6 protein-coding genes are annotated in these 3,567 nt (G+C 69.9%); 2 read left to right on the top strand and 4 right to left on the bottom strand.

Annotated features, from left to right (window positions below; translation table 11 throughout):
• A partial coding sequence (locus D588_RS0101905) for a transglutaminase-like domain-containing protein (RefSeq protein ID WP_017914773.1) occupies window positions 1-870 on the top strand: 870 nt, incomplete at its 5' end.
• The gene (locus D588_RS0101900; RefSeq protein ID WP_017914772.1) at window positions 867-1,385 is read left to right on the top strand and encodes a Slp family lipoprotein; all 519 of its coding nucleotides are present in this window, start codon (window positions 867-869) and stop codon (window positions 1,383-1,385) included. The genes D588_RS0101905 and D588_RS0101900, both read left to right, overlap by 4 nt.
• An 81-nt stretch (window positions 1,386-1,466) precedes the next feature.
• On the opposite strand, the gene D588_RS0101895 is transcribed toward D588_RS0101900, so the two are convergent.
• From D588_RS0101895 to D588_RS23785, 4 genes are all read right to left on the bottom strand, one after another.
• Entirely contained in the window at window positions 1,467-1,814 is a 348-nt protein-coding gene (locus tag D588_RS0101895; protein WP_010342491.1) for a histidine triad nucleotide-binding protein, read from the bottom strand.
• A gap of 75 nt (window positions 1,815-1,889) precedes the next feature.
• On the bottom strand, window positions 1,890-2,504 hold the full coding sequence (recR, locus tag D588_RS0101890) for a recombination mediator RecR (protein WP_017909283.1): 615 nt from the start codon (window positions 2,502-2,504) through the stop codon (window positions 1,890-1,892).
• Between the two features lie 213 nt (window positions 2,505-2,717).
• Entirely contained in the window at window positions 2,718-3,038 is a 321-nt protein-coding gene (locus D588_RS0101885) for a YbaB/EbfC family nucleoid-associated protein (protein ID WP_017909282.1), read from the bottom strand.
• A 6-nt stretch (window positions 3,039-3,044) separates the two neighbouring features.
• A partial coding sequence (locus D588_RS23785) for a DNA polymerase III subunit gamma/tau C-terminal domain-containing protein (RefSeq protein WP_232764195.1) occupies window positions 3,045-3,567 on the bottom strand: 523 nt, incomplete at its 5' end.

Here is a 3,567-nt window from a genome sequence, read left to right as displayed (position 1 = left end):
TGGCGGCAGCAGGCCGGCGCCGACGATGCGGCGATCGTCGCCCGCGCCCTGCAATGGATTCGCCGCGACTTCGCCTACACCCTGGAGACGCCGCTGCCCGGCCGCGACGGCGTGGACGAGTTCCTGTTCCAGCAGAAGGCCGGGTTCTGCCAGCACTTCAGTTCGGCGTTCGTGGTGCTGATGCGCGGCGCCGGCATTCCTGCGCGCGTGGTCACCGGCTATGCCGGCGGCACCCGCAATGCGTTCGGCGACTACTGGGTGGTGCGGCGCATGGACGCACACGCCTGGGCCGAGGTGTGGCTGCCGCAACGCGGCTGGGTGCGGGTGGACCCGACCGCGGCGGTGGCGCCGGAACGCATCTACGACACCCTGGAGGACCGTCTGGGCAGCGATGCCGGCGCGCAGGGCGGCGGCGCAGACTGGCACTGGCGCGACCTCGCCGACTGGGCACGACGCGGCTGGAACGACCTGGTGCTGTCCTTCGACGCCAACCGCCAGCAACGCCTGCTCAGTCAGTTCGGCGTACCGAAGTTGGATCCCGGCCAACTGGTGGCCCTGTTCGCCGGGTTCGCGGTGCTGCTGCTGGGTGCGATGGCCTGGTGGCTGGCCCGCGGCGAGCGCGAACGCGATCCGCTGCTGCGGGCCTGGCGGGCGCTGGGCTGGCGCTACGCCCGGCGTGGCCAGGGCCGCGAACCGCACGAACCGGCCCTGGCGTGGGCGGCGCGCGTACAGCGGGAAACCGGCGATGCGAGCCTGATTCCGCTCAGCCGGCGTTTCGCCGATGCGCGCTACGCTGGCGCTGATTCGGACAGCGCTTCATTGTTGCGCGACCTGCGCAGGCACCGTCCGCCCACTGGAGCATCCCGATGAAGATTCGCCTGCTGTTCCCCGTGATCGCTGCGTTGGCGCTCGGCGCCTGCGCCACCGCCCCCAAGCCGCTGCAGGGCCAGTTCGCGCCCGTCAGCCCGCGCGACTCGGTCGCCGGCCAGCAGGCCGGCGCGCCGGTGCGTTGGGGCGGCAAGATCATCAAGACCACGCCCGGCCAGGGCCAGACCTGCTTCCAGATGCTGTCGCGCCCGCTCAATGCCAGCGGCCGTCCGGACAGCGATGCCGCCGACGCCAGCGATGGCCGTTTCATCGCCTGCCGCGCCGGCTTCTACGACCCGGCGGTGTTCGAGCCCGGCCGCGAGGTGACCTTCATCGGCCACGTGTCCGGCTACGACAACACCCGCATCGGCGAGTACGACTACCGCCTGCCGAAGATGGACGCGGACGTGGTGTACCTGTGGCCGGTGGTGCGCCAGGTCGAAGTGGTGCCCGCCTATCCGTACGGCCCCTGGGGCGGCCCGTGGGGCCCGTGGGGTCCGCGCTGGGGCTGGTGGTAAGCCCTGCGTTTCTGCCGCAACGAAAAACGCCGCTGATCCAGCGGCGTTTTTTTATGCCTGCACGTTCGCGCCAGCCGCTGCTCAGGGCGTACCGAAGCGCCCCAGCGGCGCGCCGGCGAGCAGATGCAGGTGCAGATGGAACACGGTCTGCCCGGCGTGCTCGCGGCAGTTGATCACCACCCGGTAGCCGTCCTGGGCCAGGCCCTGCTCGCGCGCGTAGCTGGCCGCGGCCAGCACCAGCCGGCCGACCAGGGTCGCCTGCTCCGGCGCCAGGTCGTCCAGGGTCGGAATCTCCACCTGCTTGGGGATGAAGAGCACATGCACCGGCGCCTGCGGCGCGATGTCCTTGAAGCCGAGCACGGCGTCGTCCTCGTAGACGATGCTGGCCGGAATTTCGCGACGGATGATCTTGCCGAAGATGGTGTCCATGGAGCGCGCCCGGAACGAAAGAAGGGGCCGCCGTTATAGCCCAATTCGGCGTCGCACCGCAGCCGCGTGCGGCGGTTATTCGCCGGTGCCGGTGCGCGGCACTTCGCTGCGGCTGCCGAAGGCGTGCGACAGCGTGCCGCGATCCACGTACTCCAGCTCGCCGCCGAGCGGCAGGCCCTGCGCCAACCGGCTCGGCCGCACACCGTGCTGGCGCGCCAGCTGCGCCAGGTAATGCGCGGTGGCCTCGCCCTCGACCGTGGAGTTGGTGGCGATGATCAGCTCGGCTACCTCGCCCTGCGCCAGCCGCGCGGCCAGCCGGTCCAGGCCCAGCTCGCGCGGGCCGATGCCGTCCAGCGGCGACAGCCGGCCCTGCAGGATGAAGTACAGCCCGCGGTAGCCGGTGGCGTGCTCGATCGCCAGCCGGTCGGCCGGCGACTCCACCGCGCACAGCTGCTGGCGGTCGCGCGCGGGACTGGCGCAGATCGCGCAGACCTCGGTCTCGCTGAAATCGCGGCATTGCGCGCAATGACCGATGCGCTCGATCGCCTCGTGCAGCCGCTCGGCCAGCCGCTGCCCACCCTCGCGCTCGCGCTCGAGCACGTGATACGCCATGCGCTGCGCAGTCTTCTGGCCGACGCCAGGCAACACGCGGAACGCATCGATCAGTTGTTCGAGCAGCGGCGAGCTCATTGTGGTTGGGGATTCGGGAGTAGGGATTGGGGATTCGTAAAAGAAACATCGCTGTCACGCGATGTTTTCGTAGGAGCGGCTTCAGCCGCGACGGCTTGACCTGACCGGTCGCGGCTGAAGCCGCTCCTGCCAGAGGAATTCACCGAAGCAGGAAGGGCAGCGCACTCGCGAAAAACCGCGAATCCCCAATCCCGAATCCCCAATCCCGGCAACTCAGAACGGCAGCTTCATGCCCGGCGGGATCGGCATGCCGGCGGTGGCCGCGCCCATGCGCGCCTTGGATTCGGCATCGATCTTGTTGGACGCATCGTTGAACGCAGCCGCGATCAGATCCTCGGCCATTTCCTGGTCGGCCAGGATGCTCGGATCGATCCGCACCTTGCGGCACTCCTTGGCGCCGGTCAGGGTCACGTTGACCATGCCGCCGCCGGCGCTGCCGGTGACTTCCAGCTTGGCCAGTTCTTCCTGGGCGCGCTGCAGGTTTTCCTGCATCTTCTGCGCCTGTTGCATCAGTTGGGCGATATTGCCGCGCATCGTGGTTCACTCATCGTAGGGACGGATGGAATCGGGGACGACCCGCGCGCCTTGCTGCTGGATCAGCGCCTGCACCGCCGGGTCGTTCATGAACGCGGTCTCGGCCGCGTTCTGGCGCTCGCCGCGTTGCCGGTGCGAGCGCTCATGCAGGGTTTCGGCATCGACCGCGATGCCGCTTTCGATGACGATCTTCGGCCGCTGGCCCAGCGCATCGGCCAACGCCGCGGCCAGTTCGCCCAGCGAGCGTTCCGACTGCAGGTACTCGAAGCCCGGCGACAGCGACAACCGCAGCACGCCCTCGGCATGACTGACGAAGGCGGCATTGGCGGCGAGCTGCCGCGAGGGGCCGCTCAGGCCGCAATCGGCGACCAGTTCCAGCCAGTCCTCGGCACTGTGCAGCGCGCGCGGCGTATCGGACACGGCGGCGTGGGTGCGCGGCGGCGGCGCCAGCGGCGGCACCATCGCCATTTCCGGTTCGGCGACCGCGGCCGCAGCCGCGGCCGGAACGACTGCTGGCGCCGGCGTCGCG

It is taken from the genome of Xanthomonas sp. SHU 308, from assembly GCF_000364645.1.
Lineage (GTDB): Bacteria > Pseudomonadota > Gammaproteobacteria > Xanthomonadales > Xanthomonadaceae > Xanthomonas_A > Xanthomonas_A sontii.
The sequence above is the reverse complement of the archived record's forward strand: the minus strand, read 5'-3'. Positions and strand labels throughout refer to the sequence as shown.